This window comes from Bradyrhizobium sp. NAS80.1, assembly GCF_001908205.1.
Lineage (GTDB): Bacteria > Pseudomonadota > Alphaproteobacteria > Rhizobiales > Xanthobacteraceae > Bradyrhizobium.
In genome coordinates this window covers 64,629-79,043 of the sequence record NZ_LGHL01000106.1, presented here as the reverse complement: position 1 = coordinate 79,043, position 14,415 = coordinate 64,629, and the positions used below count along the sequence as shown (strand labels likewise).

The following is a 14,415-nucleotide window of genomic DNA, read 5'->3' as shown; positions in this document are numbered from 1 at the left end:
TCAGGAGTGCGCTTCCTGTGTTGTTCACAACCGTAACGATCGCGAGCGCAATGCCGGCAGCGATCAGACCATACTCGATGGCGGTGGCACCATTTTCATCGGCAAGGAAGGACCTGAGCAAAGCCATCATCAACTCCTGTTCATCCGTCAAACGTAGGCTGACGACGTTTTCGGAATGGTAAATTGATTCACTAAATTGTCGCGGAACGCGTCATCGTGCACGTCGGATCGTCCTCACCTGCGGCCTGCAATGCTGCCATCCATTGGTTTAAGGTTTCGTCACCCAGTTCAGGGTGATTTGACGGTATCGTCGCCTTTCTCAGGACTTGATCGAGCGTCCCGGAGCGGCCTCAACGGAGCGTCTCAGCATAGCAGCAAGGCGCCTGGCCAGATAGCTCATGACGCGCGGCCGCAACCGCGCCGCGCTGTCGGCGAGGCGCTCTTCCTCGGTCGCGTCGTTGACGAGGCCGATATAGTTCTTTCTGGCGTCCTGCTGCTGCACGGGCGTGCTCTGGTTCAATCCACGGCGCGACCATGCTGTGGGCAATGGGAATCGACGGTTAATTTTGCCTTCCGTAGGACTACGTGGTCTATCCGCGATGAGGGCGGGTGCTGAAAGCGATGGCGCTGCCTAACGGATTGTTGACTGTTCTTCAGCGGGGCCGGTCACCTGCGAGGACCGTCCGCGTTCAACGCCCGCAACATCGCGATGCGGGCGAACATCATCCAGCCGCCGCCGGTCTCGGCCGCATTGATCAGCGTCTCGATCGCGGTCTGCCAGTGGCTCGCGTGCTGTGCCTCCTCGGGCAGCTGCATGATGTGATCGGCCGCTTCTTGCAGCGTCCGCAGCTTGCGCCCGGTGCGCAAGGAAATGGGATCGTCGAACGCCGCCGACCAGGGCATGTCAGGCTGGTCGACCGGTGAGGGGAGACGTCACGGCGCCATCGCAGGTGTGATACTGCTAGCCGGCCTTCTTCGCCCGAGCCGGTGCGCGCACCGGTTTGTCGGCCTTCTTCGAAGCCTCCTTGGGCGCTGTCTTCGCCGCGACGTCCTTGCCGCCCTTGCCGGTGATCGGCAGCAGCATCTCGCGCTGGCCCTCGACGCGCTTCTTCGGCTTCTTGGCCTTGACGGTCTCTTTGGCGACCTTCGCCGCGGGCACCGCTTCCTTCTCGCTCGCGATGCTCTTTTTCAGCGCGTCCATCAGGTTGATGACGTTGCCGCCGCTCTTCGGAGCCGCCTTGGCCGCGATCGGCGCGCCGCTGCGTTTCTTGTTGATGAGATCGATCAGCGCGGTTTCGTAATGGTCTTCGAACAGCTCGGGCTCGAACGCGCCAGACTTCTTCTCGACGATGTGCCTGGCGAGGTCGAGCATGTCCTTCGTCAGCTTGACGTCCTGGATGTCGTCGAAATATTCCGTCTCGCTGCGGACCTCGTAGGGGTAGCGCAGCAGTGTGCCCATCAGGCCGCTCTCAAGCGGCTCCAGCGCGATGATGTGCTCGCGGTTGGTAAGCACCACGCGACCGATCGCGACCTTGTCCATGCTGCGGATGGTCTCGCGGATCACCGCATAAGCGTCGTGGCCGACCTTGCCGTCAGGCACGAGATAGTAGGGGCGGATCAGGTAGCGGTTGTCGATGTCGGTCTTCGGTACGAATTCGTCGATTTCGATCGTGTGCGTCGAGTCGAGCGCGATGTCGTCGAGCTCGTCCTTGGTGACCTCGATATAGGTGTCGGTGTCGACCTTGTAGCCCTTGACGATGTCCTCGGAGGTCACCTCGTCACCGGTTTCGGCGTCGACCTTGAGATACTTGATCCGGTGGCCGGTCTTGCGGTTGATCTGGTTGAAGGAGACCTTCTCGGTATCCGAGGTGGCCGGATACAGCGCGACCGGGCAAGTCACGAGCGACAGACGCAAAAAACCCTTCCAATTGGCGCGGGGGGCCATGGGCTACTCCAAACGCAACGGGGACAGCTGATGAGCTTACCATCGGGGAACACCGAATCATACACGGCTCGGCGTGGAATCTTGCAACTGCGTTAACCGGCCGCCGGCCCTGTGGTTGCTGCTTGATCGGATGGCAAAAACCGGAACATCGCATCGGATCGGGAGTTGGCTCAGGAGACAAGGCCGCGAGGAGGTCGCGGTCATCGGGGCTGACACCCAGCGATTGAGGGCACCATGGCAACCACGCGAGAGCAGCATCAGATCGTGGAAACTCCGACCGAGGCGCGGCAGGGCGAGCCCGGGCCTTCGGTGGCGGCGCTGCTCGCCATCTCGACCGGGCTTGCGATCCTGATCCTCGCCGTCATCTGGTTCGTGTTCTTCCGGACCTGACTGCGCAGACTGCGCCCGGACCTTTCGACTCTCCGCGCAACGCGGCACATTGCGCCCGCCATGCCGCCGGCTAGCCCGGCTGGCGTGGCGGGCGCAGTCGCGTCGGCGCGTTGGAGGTTCTGTATGACGAAGCCGTATATGACTTAAAAGTCTGTATATGACTAAAAAGTAACGTCGGCGGGTTCCCCGCGTTCATATTCAGTTCACGCCGGAATTGATCATCTCTGGCGATCGATCGTGCAGCCTATTTCTGGAGAGAAGCGTGCGCCTGCTTGTTGTTGAGGACGACCCCGATCTCAATCGCCAGCTCACCAAGGCGCTGTCCGACGCCGGTTATGTCGTCGATCGCGCCTTCGACGGGGAGGAGGGGCACTATCTCGGCGATAACGAACCGTACGATGCCGTCGTGCTCGACATCGGTCTGCCCAAGAAGGACGGCATCTCGGTGCTGGAGGCCTGGCGCCGCAATGGCCGCACCATGCCGGTCCTGATTCTCACCGCGCGCGACCGCTGGAGTGACAAGGTGCAGGGCTTCGATGCCGGTGCCGACGACTATGTCGCAAAGCCGTTCCATCTGGAGGAGGTGCTGGCGCGCATCCGCGCGCTGCTGCGCCGCTCGACCGGTCATGCCCAGAGCGAATTGAGCTGCGGCCCTGTTACGCTCGACACCCGCACCGGCCGGGTCAGCGTCTCCGGCAATCCCGTCAAGATGACCTCGCACGAATATCGGCTTCTGGCCTATCTGATGCACCATTCTGGCCGCGTGGTGTCCCGCACCGAGCTGGTCGAGCATCTCTACGACCAGGACTTCGACCGCGACTCCAACACTATCGAGGTCTTTGTCGGTCGCATCCGCAAGAAGCTCGACGTCGACATCATCCAGACCGTCCGTGGTCTCGGCTATCTCCTGACCCCGCCGACCCCCGGCGCCTGAAGGGTCCGGACTTGACGGGCGGCCCGACACGGGCCTTGGTCCGGTCATGACGTCCGACACCATGCCACCCCGCGCCCCCGGGATCATTCCGATGCCCGCCAGCTCGCTTGCGAACCGCCTGTTCCTGTCGGCGACCGCCTGGCTTGTGGTCATCCTGGCCATCACCGGCGTGGTGCTGTCGTCGGTCTACAAGAACGCGACCGAGCGCGCGTTCGACCGCCGGCTCAATCTGTATCTGCGCACGCTAATCGCCGAGGTCGCGACCCCCGACGAGCCGCCGGACCGCCAGTTCCAGTCGCTCGGCGAGCCCCTGTTCGAGCTGCCGCTGTCCGGCTGGTACTGGCAGATCACGCGGACCGACACCGAGAAGCCGGAGGTGCGCTCGTCCCGCTCGCTCTGGGACAAGAAGCTGCCGAAGCTGGAGGAGCAGGGCACCGAGCTCACCGCCGCCGGCATCCGGCTCGCTTATGTTGACGGTCCCGAGGGCCAGAACCTGCGCATGGTGGAGCGGCCGGTTGACCTCGGTGCCGACGGCAAATTCCTGGTCAGTGTCGCGGGCGATGCCACCGAGATCTTCGACGAGACCCGCAGCTTCGACTATTACCTTGGCGGCACCTTCACCGCGCTCGGCATCGTGCTGCTGCTGACCACGGTGTTCCAGGTCCGCTTTGGTCTCGCGCCACTCAAGCGCATCTCGGAGTCGATTGCCGACATTCGCTCCGGGCGCGCCGAACGCCTCGAGGGCGAATTCCCTGTCGAGATCGCGCCGCTGGCGCGCGAGACCAATGCGCTGATCGACGCCAATCGCGAGATCGTCGAGCGCGCGCGCACGCATGTCGGTAATCTCGCCCATGCGATCAAGACGCCGCTCTCGGTGATCGTCAACGAGGCCGGGGCCCACACGGCCGATCCATTCGCAGCCAAGGTCATGGAGCAGGCAGACGTGATGCGCGACCAGGTCGCCCATCATCTGGAGCGTGCGCGCATCGCGGCGCGGGTCTCTGTCGTCGCGACCGTCACCGAGGTTGCGCCCACGATCGAGGCGCTGCGGCGGACCATGGAGAAGATCCATCGCGACCGCGGCATTGTGGTCGAGGCCAAGGCGGATCCGTCCGCGAAGTTCCGGGGCGAGCGGCAGGACCTCGAGGAGATGGTCGGCAATCTCGTCGACAACGCCTGCAAATGGGCGGCCTCGCGGGTCTTCATCGAGGTTCTGGTGGAAGCGCCGCACCCGACCGGGGCGGGCCCGCGCCTGCGGATCATCGTCGATGATGACGGCCGCGGCCTGTCCGAGGCCGAGCGCGCCCAGGTCTCGCGGCGCGGCCAGCGGCTCGACGAGTCCAAGCCCGGCTCGGGGCTGGGGCTGTCGATCGTGGTCGATCTCGCCGCGCTCTACGGCGGCAGCCTCTCGCTCGGCAGCGCACCGATCGGCGGCTTGCGGGCCGAGCTGGTTCTTCCGGGAATATAATCCTTTGTTTCTACGCGACTTTTTGGTTTGCCGGGCCTCGATCCGCCCGAAACCGGAGGTATTCGGGGCGACTTCCTAAACGGCTTCTTAAGTGGCACCACCTATGATCGCGGAGGACGCATCCCACGTCCGCCACTTTACCGTACATTACCTGGGCGCATGAGCCAGACATCGATCGAGCGGCTGAGGGAATATCTCGCGCAGCTCCCGCCGCAGTCGCAGGCGCTGCTGATGCGCGAGTTTGAGCGCGCGCTCGAGCGCGGCCAGGACACGGCTGTCGCGACCCTTGTGCTCGAGCAGTTGCGCAAGATTGTCCGCAAGACCGAAGCCGACGAAGCCCAGCCGCCGCGCACCGACGATCTGTCTCGACTCCTGTTCCAGGTGCTGGAACCGTTTCTGGTGGAGGCGGGTGCGCCAATCCGGGTCGGACAGATCCGCCGCTCCTCGCTACATCCGATCTGGCAATGGCTCGTCCGTGATGGCGCCCCGGACAAGGTGAACGAGTTCGAGTCGGAGCTGGTGCGCATGCCGGCGGATCGAGGGCAGGTCGAGGCTCTGGCGCAGAAGCTCCAGGCGGTTGCTGCGGATGCCCTCTTCGAGCTGACGGGGCCGGGCGGCGGCGACAAGTCGCGCGCGCTCGCCCGCGTCGGCCCGCCCAGCGTGATCGAGGACCTCTATTCGGTCGGAGCGGTGCTCCAGATCCGGGACGCCATCGCCACCCTGAACGAGAAGCTGCCGCGGTTCCTGCGCGCCTTCGGCGATCCCCAGATAGGCTCGGTGACATCCGCGCTCAACATTCCCGTCCTGCAGACGCCGCAGCTGCTGCCTTTCGCGTTGTCGATCGTGGTGCAGCGCATGACTGCGCCATGGCAGATCATCCGCCTTGCCATCAAGATCGCCGCATCCGACGACGAAATCCGCGTCGCGGCCACACCCTATGGCGTCGCCGTCACGATCGCCCTGCACGATTTGTCCTGCGTTGCCGCGATCCTGCGCATGGACATCAAGCGCGGCCACTTCGATAACGTCGCCGACAATCTCAAGGCGCTGCACGACGGCGTGCGCGGCCTGCGCACCGAGCTCGACCTGCGCAACGACTCGGCCTGGGGCAAGCAGTTGGCCTCGATCCGGGCCGACATCTCCAACGCGTTGCAATCCGAGATCGACAGCGTTCCCGGCCGCGTCCGCCGCATCCTGCGCCAGCGCCCCGAAAAGGACATTCCGCCCGGGGCGCGGATCGACGGCACCGAGGTGGAGGAAACCGCGGCGCTGATCGATTTCGTCGCGACCTGCCGCAACTATGCGAGCGAGCTTGCGATCAACGAGGTGACGCTGCGCACCTATTCCGACCTCCAGCAACACGTCGAACGCTCGACCGAGCAGTTGGTACAGTCGTTGCGCGCCGCCGATCTCAAGGTCCGCACCTATCGGCAGCAGCAGGTGCAGGCCGCGATCCGCTTCTGCCAGGTGCTATTCGGCGATGATTATGCATCGCTGATGAGCAGAGCCGCTGAGAACGCCCTCACGGGCGAGCGCAAATCGTCGCGCGCAAGCTGATAAAAGTGTATTTCTTCATTATCACAATTTATAGTTGACGGTACGGGCCGCGGGCCCTACGGTCCCGTGCACTTTTTGGGAATTGCTATCTGTGGACGCATGAAACCCATTATCAACTTCGTTGAAATTGAAAATCGCGTAATCATTGCGAAATACCAAAGACTAATGGTCAGAGCGAAGGTGGTGCTGGTCGAGAAGACGAGCGGCCGCCAGGTGCCGGAGACGGCCACCATGATCGCATCACCGGTTCCCGTCGGCGCGTTGCGCATCCGCTTGCCCGAGGCAATCAAGCCGGGAACGTACTTCCTGAAGGCTTTCAACGGGCACGGCGAGGCCGCCGCTCAAAGCGCGGACTTCGAGGTCGCCTAAGTCGTTGGATTTTCTTTGTTTCGGGTCCACCTTCGCTCGCGCCGAATTGACAATTGTCAATTGCCGCATCGTCCGGCCGTGGTGTAAAGCCACCTACAGGCGCGGTTCGCGCGCTGCCGGAAGCTTGCCAGATGACTCTATGGTTCGTGTTCGCGCTGATGACGGTCGCGGCGATTTTCGCTGTGCTGTGGCCGCTCGGCCGTGGCGCGCGCGCGCAAAATCAGGGTAGCGAGGTCGTCGTCTACAAGGATCAACTGGCCGAGATCGAGCGAGATCTCGCCGCCGGGCTGATCGCGGTGCCGGAGGCAGAGGCAGCGCGGGTCGAGATCAGCCGCAGGCTGCTCGCCGCGGCCGGCAGCGAGCCCGTGTCGGAGCCCAAGGTGGAGCTCAAGTCGAGCCTCAAATGGCGCCGCGCGGCGGCCGTGCTGGCGCTCGTCGGCCTGCCCCTCGTTGCGATCGGCGTCTACATGCCGCTCGGTTCGCCCCTGCTTCGCGACTTTCCGCTGGCGCAACGTGAGCGCGGCTCCGGTTCCGGCATGGCGCAGTCGCTTGAGAACCTCGTGGTTCAGGTCGAGCAGCATCTGGAAAAGAATCCGACCGACGGACGCGGCTGGAACGTGCTCGCGCCGGTGCTGGAGCGGCTCGGCCGCTTCGACGATGCGGTTCGCGCCTATCGCAATTCGCTGACCTACAATGGCGAGAGCGCGGAGCGCAGGTCCGATCTCGGCGAGGCGATCACGGCTGCCGCAAGCGGCGTGGTGACCGCCGAGGCAAAGGCCGAATTCGAGCGCGCGCATGCGCTCAACGCCGACGATCCCAAGGCCAACTACTTCCTCGGGCTTGCGGCTGAGCAGGACGGCCGCAAGGACGACGCAGCCACCATTTGGCGCGCGCTGCTTGCGAAGGCGCCGGCGGACGCGCCGTGGCGTGCCCTGGTGCAATCCTCGCTCGCGCGGGTGGGGGGCGGCACGATGCCGGCGCTGTCGGACGAGACGGTCGCTGCTTCCAAGGACATGAACGAGGGCGATCGCAATGCGATGATTCGCGGCATGGTCGAGCGTCTCGCCACTCGCCTCAAGCAGAACGGCGACGACGTCGAGGGTTGGCTGCGCCTCGTGCGCGCCTATCTCGTGATGGGCGACCGTGACAAGGCGGTGGGCGCATCGACCGATGCGCGCCAGGCCGTCGCCAACAATGCCGAGCGGCTGCGGCAGCTCAACGAAGGACTCAAAACCCTCGGGCTCGACGGATGATGATTTCGCGGCGAGACGAGCGGAGAACGGATACGCCATGACGCGCAAGCAGCGACGTATGACCATCATCGGCGGCTCGCTCGCCGTGCTCGCGCTGGCGGCCGCGCTCGTGCTCAACGCCCTGCGCGATTCCATCGTGTTCTTCTCGACCCCGACCATGGTCGCCGAAAAGCACGTCGCGCCCGGCAAGCGGTTTCGCCTCGGCGGCCTGGTGCAGCCCGGCTCGCTCCAGCGCGGCGACAATCTCGCGGTGACCTTCGAGGTCGCCGACGGCAACGCAAAACTTCCCGTCGCCTACAAGGGCATTTTGCCGGACCTGTTCCGTGAAGGGCAGGGCGTCGTCGCCGAAGGCGTGCTCGACGCCAACGGCGTCTTCAAGGCCGACACCGTCCTCGCCAAGCATGACGAGACCTACATGCCCAAGGACGTCGCCGACGCCCTGAAGAAGCAGGGCCACTGGAAGGACGATTACGGCGGCAAGCCTGCCGCCACGACCGCTCAGGGCAATCCGCAGGGAGCTGTGCGGTGATCGCAGAATCCGGACATTACGCACTTGTGCTGGCGCTCGGACTGGCGCTGATCCAGTCCATCGTGCCGCTGATCGGCGCACGCCTGCGCGATGCCGCACTGATGAACGTGGCGCGCTCGACCGCGCTGGCGCAGCTCCTGTTTGTCGGCGCGTCGTTCGTCGCGCTCGTGATGCTGCACGTGACGTCGGACTTCTCCGTCGCCAACGTCTACGAGAATTCCCACTCGATGAAGCCGCTGCTCTACAAGATCACCGGCGTGTGGGGAAACCATGAAGGCTCGATGCTGTTGTGGGTGTCGATCCTGGCGCTGTTCGGCGGGCTAGTGGCGGCGTTCGGCAACAATCTGCCACTGTCGCTGCGCGCGCATGTGCTGGCCGTGCAGGCCTGGATCGCCAGCGCCTTCTATCTCTTCATCCTGATGACCTCGAATCCGTTCCTGCGCATCGTCAATCCGCCGATCGAGGGACGCGATCTCAATCCGGTGCTCCAGGACATCGGTCTCGCCGTCCATCCGCCGATGCTCTATCTCGGCTATGTCGGCTTCTCGATCTCGTTCTCCTTCGCGATCGCGGCGCTGATGGAGGGGCGGATCGACGCGGCCTGGGCGCGCTGGGTGCGGCCGTGGACGCTGGTCGCCTGGATCTTCCTGACGCTCGGCATCGCCATGGGCTCCTACTGGGCCTATTACGAGCTCGGCTGGGGCGGCTGGTGGTTCTGGGATCCCGTCGAGAACGCCTCGTTGATGCCGTGGCTCGCCGGCACCGCGCTGCTGCACTCGGCGCTGGTGATGGAGAAGCGCAACGCGCTCAAGGTCTGGACGATCCTGCTGTCGATCCTGACCTTTTCACTGTCACTGCTCGGCACCTTCCTGGTGCGCTCGGGCGTCATCACCTCCGTGCACGCCTTTGCCACCGATCCGACCCGCGGCGTGTTCATCCTGCTGATCCTCTGCCTGTTCATCGGCGGCAGCCTGTCACTGTTCGCGGGCCGCGCGACCTCGTTGAAACAGGGCGGCCTGTTCGCGCCGATCTCGCGCGAGGGCGCGCTGGTTCTGAACAATCTGCTGCTTACGGTGGCCTGTGCGGTTGTGCTGTTCGGCACGCTCTATCCGCTGGCGATGGAAGTGCTCGCCAATTTCAAGATGTCGGTGGGCGCACCATTCTACAATCTCACCTTCGTGCCGCTGTTCGCGCTGCTGCTGCTCGCGGTGCCGTTCGGGCCGATGCTGGCGTGGAAGCGCGGCGATCTGCTCGGCGTCACCCAGCGTCTGCTCGCGGCCGGCGTTGCCGGGCTCGTCGCCGTCGCTATCGCCTGGGCCTGGGCGCGCGGCGGCAGCGCGCTGGCACCAATCGCGATCGGACTTGGCATCTTCGTCATCGCCGGCGCCGTCACCGACATCGTCGAGCGGACGGGCCTGGTCCGTCTGCCGTTCGCAACGGCGCTGCACCGGGCGCGCGGCCTGCCGCGCTCTGCCTGGGGCACGGCGTTCGCACATGCCGGCCTCGGTATCGCGCTGATCGGGATCGTTTGCGAGACCACCTGGAACAGCGAATACATCGCGACGATGAAGCAGAACGACGTCGCCCATGTCGCCGGCTATGATCTGAAGCTCGACGGACTGTTCCAGCGCCAGGGGCCGAACTACCGCGAGATGATCGCCGAATTCAACGTCAGCCGCGACGGCCAGCCGCTGAGCGTTATGACGCCGTCCAAACGCAGCTTCACCACGCGCGGCTCGTCGACGACCGAGGCTGCTTTGCTGACCCGCGGCGCGAGCCAGCTCTACGTCTCCCTCGGCGACGCCAACGCCGAAGGTGCTATCGCCGTGCGCATCTATCACAAGCCACTGGTGCTGCTGATCTGGTGGGGACCCGTGCTGATGGCTTTCGGCGGCGTGTTGTCGCTGTCCGACCGGCGTTTGCGCGTTGGCGCGCCGAAACCGGCGCGGGCCAAGCAACGCCTGCAGCCGGCGGAGTGATCCGATGCGTCGGATGATGACCGTGCTTGTCGCGCTGATGCTGCTGGCCGGGCCTGCGGCCTACGCCGTGCAGCCTGACGAGATCATGTCGGATCCCGCGAAGGAAGCGCGCGCGAGAGAACTGTCGCGCGAGCTGCGCTGCATGGTTTGCCAGAACCAGTCGATCGACGATTCCGACGCGCCGCTCGCGCGTGATTTGCGGCTCCTGGTGCGCGAGCGCATCGCCGCCGGCGACAGCAATTCGCAGGTGCTCGACTTTCTGGTCGCCCGCTATGGTGAGTTCGTGCTGCTCAAGCCGCGCTTCGAGCGCCAGACCATCCTGCTGTGGCTGCTCGCACCTCTGCTGCTGATCGGCGGCGGCCTGGCGCTGTGGCTGCAGATCCGGCGGCGCTCGCGGAGCGGTGCAGACGTACCGGCTCCACCGCTCACGCCCGACGAAGAAGCACGGCTCGCTGCATTGATGTCGGACGAAGCCAAGTCTTCTTAGCGAAGCCGAGTCTTCCTAGCGACGCCAAGTCTTCCTAGCGACGCCAAGTCGTCCTGGCTACGTAGTGATACGTAAGCCGCACCACGCAGCTCGGTTCATGCTCTGTTGACCTTTGTCTGGAAGCTTGTCGCAAGATTCGATTCCAGCCTTTGAGTCCGCAGCGATGTTCACGAACAGCAATCTGACGATCCGCTTCCTGGTCGGCGCCGTCGTCGCTGCATTATTGTTCCTGCTGGGGATCGGCGGGGGGACCGGCTTCGTCGCGGTGCTCTATCTCAACAACGAGATCACCAGCCTGTCGTCCGACTTCGCCGCGCTGAGCGGCCCTGCGCGCGACCATGCGATGCAGATCTACCAGCAGGCACAGGCCGCATACTCCTATTTCCTGGTCGCGTGCGGCGTGATCGCGGTGGTCGCCGTCGCGATCTGCCTAACGACGTGGTTTGCTGTGCGCAACGGCATCCTCAGTCCCTTGGCCGCAATCGTGCATGCCATGCGCGAGGTCGCGGACCAGAAGTTCGAGACGCCCGTTCCGGGGCTCGGCGGCACCAACGAGATCGGCCTGCTCGCCGGTGCGCTTGAGGTCTTTAAGACCAATGGCCTCGAGCGGCGCCACCTCACCGAGCAACAGCTGCACGAAGTGCAGCACCAGGCCGAGCGGTCGAAGTTTCTCGATGCGCGGATCAAGCGCTTCAACGATCTCGTCGCCAGCGTCGTCGACAGCGTGGCGTCGTCGGCCGTGCATCTGAAGAGCAACGCCGAGACGCTGTCGCGGACCGCCAATGACACCAGCACCAAGGCGAATGCGGTCGCAAGCGCCGCGAGCCAGGCCAGCGCCAGCGTCCAGACGGTCGCAGGCTCCGCCGAGGAGATGACGAATTCGATCGGCACGATCAGCCGCCGCGTCACGGATGCAACCCAGCGCGCCGAAGGCGCAGCGACGCAAGCCGAGAAGAGCCGCGATACCATTCACACGCTGTCGGATGCCGCCGACAAGATCGGCGAAGTCGTGCAGCTCGTGCAGGCGATCGCATCGCAGACCAATCTGCTCGCGCTCAACGCCACCATCGAGGCGGCGCGGGCAGGGGAGGCCGGCAAGGGCTTTGCCGTGGTCGCCTCGGAAGTGAAGAGCCTCGCGCACCAGACCAGCAAGGCGACGGAGGAGATCACCTCCCATGTCGCGAGCATCCAGGGCATCACCGCGGAGACGCGCGGTGCGATCGACGGCATCTCGAAGACGCTGTCGGAGATATCGTCGATCATGTCCGGTATCGAGGTCGACACCGCCCAGCAGCGCAACGCCACGCAGGACATCACCCGCAGCGCGCAGGATGCCGCACACGGAACGCTGGACGTCTCCAATCACATCGTCCAGATCACCTCGACCTCGGCGGAGACCGGGCGCATGGCCGCCGAGGCGCGGGATTCTGCCGTCGACCTGTCGCGGCAGGCCGAGACCCTCAAGCGGGAAGTCGACGAGTTCATTGTCAGCGTCAGGGCGAGCTAAGGCCAGCCAAGAGCGTCGTCCGGGTCCATCACGGGAACTTGACTAAGCTCCTATAATGCCACGACTTTTGGCTTGCGATAAACTGCCGCATCCGGGCGGCCCTTCATTACAAAAGTTTAACCCCGCCGCCAGCGCACGGTAAGGCTGGAGCCCCCATCTTCAGGTCGTAAGGTGCTCACATCCAGCACCAAAAGGATTTCAAGGCCCTGGAGATCTCTACATGACCGACCGTCACGACCTCTCGAATCTTCCGTCCTACCGGCAGCCGCGCCGGTCGGTTTTCTCGGCCCGCAAGGTCGCGCTGATGGCCTCGGTCGTCGCCGGCCTCGGCGCCGCCGTCTACGGCTTCAGCCCGTCGATGTCGCCGGCCGACCTGTTCTCGAGTCCGGCGCATGCGCAGGTCAACAACGAGGTTCGCAAGGTCGAACGCCCGATCGGTTTCGCTGACATCGTCGAGCGCGTGAAGCCCTCGGTGATCTCGGTGAAGGTCAACATCAAGGAAAAGACGGCCAGCAACGACAATGGCGACGACGAGTCCTCGCCGTTCCAGCCGGGTTCGCCGATGGAGCGCTTCTTCCGCCGCTTCGGCGGTCCGGATGGTTTTCCGGGCCTGAAGGGTGGTCGTGGCCGCGTCGTGCAGGGCCAGGGCTCCGGCTTCTTCATCTCGGCTGACGGCTTCGCGGTGACCAACAACCACGTGGTCGACGGCGCCGACAAGGTCGAGGTCACGACCGACGACGGCAAGACCTACAGCGCCAAGGTGATCGGCACCGACCAGCGCACCGACCTCGCCTTGATCAAGGTCGAGGGCGGCTCCAACTTCCCGTTTGCCAAGCTCGCCGACAGCAAGCCGCGGATCGGCGACTGGGTGCTGGCGGTCGGCAATCCCTTCGGCCTCGGCGGCACCGTGACCGCAGGCATCGTCTCGGCGAGCGGTCGCGACATCGGCAACGGTCCCTATGACGATTTCATCCAGATCGACGCGCCCGTGAACAAGGGCAATTCCGGCGGCCCGGCCTTCAACACCGACGGTGAGGTGATGGGCGTCAACACCGCGATCTACTCGCCCTCCGGCGGCAGCGTCGGTATCGCGTTCTCGATCCCGGCCAACACCGTGAAGAGCGTTGTGGCGCAGCTCAAGGACAAGGGCTCGGTCAGCCGCGGCTGGATCGGCGTGCAGATTCAGCCGGTGACGTCCGATATCGCCGACAGCCTGGGCATGAAGAAGGCCGAAGGCGCACTGGTGGCGGAGCCGCAGGCGAACGGTCCGGCTGCGAAGGCCGGTATCGAGTCCGGCGACGTGATCACTTCGGTCAACGGTGAGCCCGTCAAGGACGCCCGCGAGCTTGCCCGTACCATCGGCGGCATGGCGCCCGGCGCGACCGTGAAGCTCAACGTGCTCCACAAGGGCCAGGACAAGGTCGTGAACCTCACCCTCGGCCAGTTGCCGAACACGGTCGAGGCCAAGGCCGACACCGACAATGACAGCGGCAAGGGTGCGAACCGCGGCACCGACGTGCCCAAGCTCGGTATGACCGTTGCGCCCGCCAACTCCGTGGCCGGCGCCGGCAAGGAAGGCGTCGTGGTCACCGAAGTCGATCCGAAGAGCGCCGCGGCCGAACGCGGCTTCAAGGAAGGCGATGTGATTCTCGAGGTCGGCGGCAAGAGCGTGAGCACGGCCGGCGACGTCCGCGAAGCCATCAATGCGGCGCGGACCGACAACAAGAACAGCGTCCTGATGCGCGTGAAGAGCGGCGGCCAGTCGCGCTTCGTCGCCGTGCCCATCGCCAAGGGCTAAGGCCTTCAGGAGGCTTACGAGATGAGGGGTGTCGCCGGCATTAGTCGCCCCCGCCGCCGACGCCCTTCGGGGAAGCAGCGCAACGCTCGCTTCCCCCGCCTACCTTCCGGTGGAATTACGCCCCCCTCCGTCGGAAGGTCTAGGGCGGTGAGGTCCCCCCCAGCTTCACCGCCCGCCTTTTTGCCGACCCAAGTCTCTT

Annotated in this window: 15 protein-coding genes; 11 read left to right on the top strand and 4 right to left on the bottom strand. The window is 64.8% G+C overall.

Going from position 1 to position 14,415, the window contains the following annotated elements; genetic code table 11:
- The 4 genes from AC629_RS23405 to ku all read right to left on the bottom strand — a co-directional run.
- Positions 1-127 (bottom strand): Flp family type IVb pilin (locus AC629_RS23405; protein ID WP_084807321.1); only part of this gene is annotated, 127 nt, incomplete at its 3' end.
- A gap of 192 nt (positions 128-319) precedes the next feature.
- A complete protein-coding gene (locus AC629_RS23400) occupies positions 320-520 on the bottom strand; it encodes a hypothetical protein (protein WP_349531228.1) in 201 nt (66 codons plus the stop codon).
- Positions 521-666: 146 nt separating this feature from the next.
- Positions 667-903: a hypothetical protein gene (locus tag AC629_RS23395; protein ID WP_084807311.1), complete on the bottom strand. Its 237-nt coding sequence runs from the start codon at positions 901-903 to the stop codon at positions 667-669.
- Positions 904-961: 58 nt separating this feature from the next.
- Positions 962-1,945 carry a non-homologous end joining protein Ku gene (gene ku / locus AC629_RS23390; protein ID WP_084807310.1) on the bottom strand — a complete coding sequence of 328 codons (984 nt, stop codon included), beginning with the start codon at positions 1,943-1,945 and terminating at the stop codon, positions 962-964.
- A gap of 234 nt (positions 1,946-2,179) precedes the next feature.
- On the opposite strand from ku, the gene AC629_RS47050 reads away from it, so the two are divergent.
- From AC629_RS47050 to AC629_RS23340, 11 genes are all read left to right on the top strand, one after another.
- Positions 2,180-2,335: a hypothetical protein gene (locus tag AC629_RS47050; protein ID WP_164936196.1), complete on the top strand. Its 156-nt coding sequence runs from the start codon at positions 2,180-2,182 to the stop codon at positions 2,333-2,335.
- 262 nt (positions 2,336-2,597) lie between these two features.
- A complete protein-coding gene (locus tag AC629_RS23385) occupies positions 2,598-3,269 on the top strand; it encodes a response regulator transcription factor (protein WP_074123662.1) in 672 nt (223 codons plus the stop codon).
- A 91-nt stretch (positions 3,270-3,360) separates the two neighbouring features.
- The gene (locus AC629_RS23380) at positions 3,361-4,737 is read left to right on the top strand and encodes an ATP-binding protein (RefSeq protein ID WP_074123661.1); all 1,377 of its coding nucleotides are present in this window, start codon (positions 3,361-3,363) and stop codon (positions 4,735-4,737) included.
- Between the two features lie 159 nt (positions 4,738-4,896).
- The gene (locus AC629_RS23375) at positions 4,897-6,294 is read left to right on the top strand and encodes a hypothetical protein (RefSeq protein WP_084807309.1); all 1,398 of its coding nucleotides are present in this window, start codon (positions 4,897-4,899) and stop codon (positions 6,292-6,294) included.
- 99 nt (positions 6,295-6,393) lie between these two features.
- Entirely contained in the window at positions 6,394-6,663 is a 270-nt protein-coding gene (locus AC629_RS23370) for a hypothetical protein (protein WP_084807308.1), read from the top strand.
- 131 nt (positions 6,664-6,794) lie between these two features.
- Positions 6,795-7,916: a c-type cytochrome biogenesis protein CcmI gene (gene ccmI / locus AC629_RS23365; RefSeq protein WP_084807307.1), complete on the top strand. Its 1,122-nt coding sequence runs from the start codon at positions 6,795-6,797 to the stop codon at positions 7,914-7,916.
- A 37-nt stretch (positions 7,917-7,953) separates the two neighbouring features.
- Positions 7,954-8,445 carry a cytochrome c maturation protein CcmE gene (gene ccmE, locus AC629_RS23360; protein WP_084807306.1) on the top strand — a complete coding sequence of 164 codons (492 nt, stop codon included), beginning with the start codon at positions 7,954-7,956 and terminating at the stop codon, positions 8,443-8,445.
- Positions 8,442-10,424 carry a heme lyase CcmF/NrfE family subunit gene (locus AC629_RS23355; RefSeq protein WP_084807305.1) on the top strand — a complete coding sequence of 661 codons (1,983 nt, stop codon included), beginning with the start codon at positions 8,442-8,444 and terminating at the stop codon, positions 10,422-10,424. Before ccmE ends, AC629_RS23355 begins: the two co-directional genes overlap by 4 nt.
- 4 nt (positions 10,425-10,428) lie before the next feature.
- Positions 10,429-10,911, top strand: coding sequence for a cytochrome c-type biogenesis protein (locus AC629_RS23350; protein WP_084807304.1), 483 nt, complete (start codon positions 10,429-10,431; stop codon positions 10,909-10,911).
- Between the two features lie 163 nt (positions 10,912-11,074).
- Positions 11,075-12,418, top strand: coding sequence for a methyl-accepting chemotaxis protein (locus AC629_RS23345; RefSeq protein ID WP_084807303.1), 1,344 nt, complete (start codon positions 11,075-11,077; stop codon positions 12,416-12,418).
- A 220-nt stretch (positions 12,419-12,638) separates the two neighbouring features.
- Entirely contained in the window at positions 12,639-14,216 is a 1,578-nt protein-coding gene (locus AC629_RS23340; RefSeq protein ID WP_084807302.1) for a Do family serine endopeptidase, read from the top strand.
- Positions 14,217-14,415: the final 199 nt, after the last annotated feature.

Bases quoted from the DNA above. Each gene is read 5' to 3' on its own strand.
- AC629_RS23395 (WP_084807311.1), bottom strand. From the start codon at position 903: ATGCCCTGGTCGGCGGCGTTCGACGATCCCATTTCCTTGCGCACCGGG.
- ku (WP_084807310.1), bottom strand. From the start codon at position 1,945: ATGGCCCCCCGCGCCAATTGGAAGGGTTTTTTGCGTCTGTCGCTCGTG.
- AC629_RS47050 (WP_164936196.1), top strand. From the start codon at position 2,180: ATGGCAACCACGCGAGAGCAGCATCAGATCGTGGAAACTCCGACCGAG.
- AC629_RS23380 (WP_074123661.1), top strand. From the start codon at position 3,361: ATGCCCGCCAGCTCGCTTGCGAACCGCCTGTTCCTGTCGGCGACCGCC.
- AC629_RS23375 (WP_084807309.1), top strand. From the start codon at position 4,897: ATGAGCCAGACATCGATCGAGCGGCTGAGGGAATATCTCGCGCAGCTC.
- AC629_RS23370 (WP_084807308.1), top strand. From the start codon at position 6,394: ATGAAACCCATTATCAACTTCGTTGAAATTGAAAATCGCGTAATCATT.
- ccmI (WP_084807307.1), top strand. From the start codon at position 6,795: ATGACTCTATGGTTCGTGTTCGCGCTGATGACGGTCGCGGCGATTTTC.
- ccmE (WP_084807306.1), top strand. From the start codon at position 7,954: ATGACGCGCAAGCAGCGACGTATGACCATCATCGGCGGCTCGCTCGCC.
- AC629_RS23350 (WP_084807304.1), top strand. From the start codon at position 10,429: ATGCGTCGGATGATGACCGTGCTTGTCGCGCTGATGCTGCTGGCCGGG.
- AC629_RS23345 (WP_084807303.1), top strand. From the start codon at position 11,075: ATGTTCACGAACAGCAATCTGACGATCCGCTTCCTGGTCGGCGCCGTC.
- AC629_RS23340 (WP_084807302.1), top strand. From the start codon at position 12,639: ATGACCGACCGTCACGACCTCTCGAATCTTCCGTCCTACCGGCAGCCG.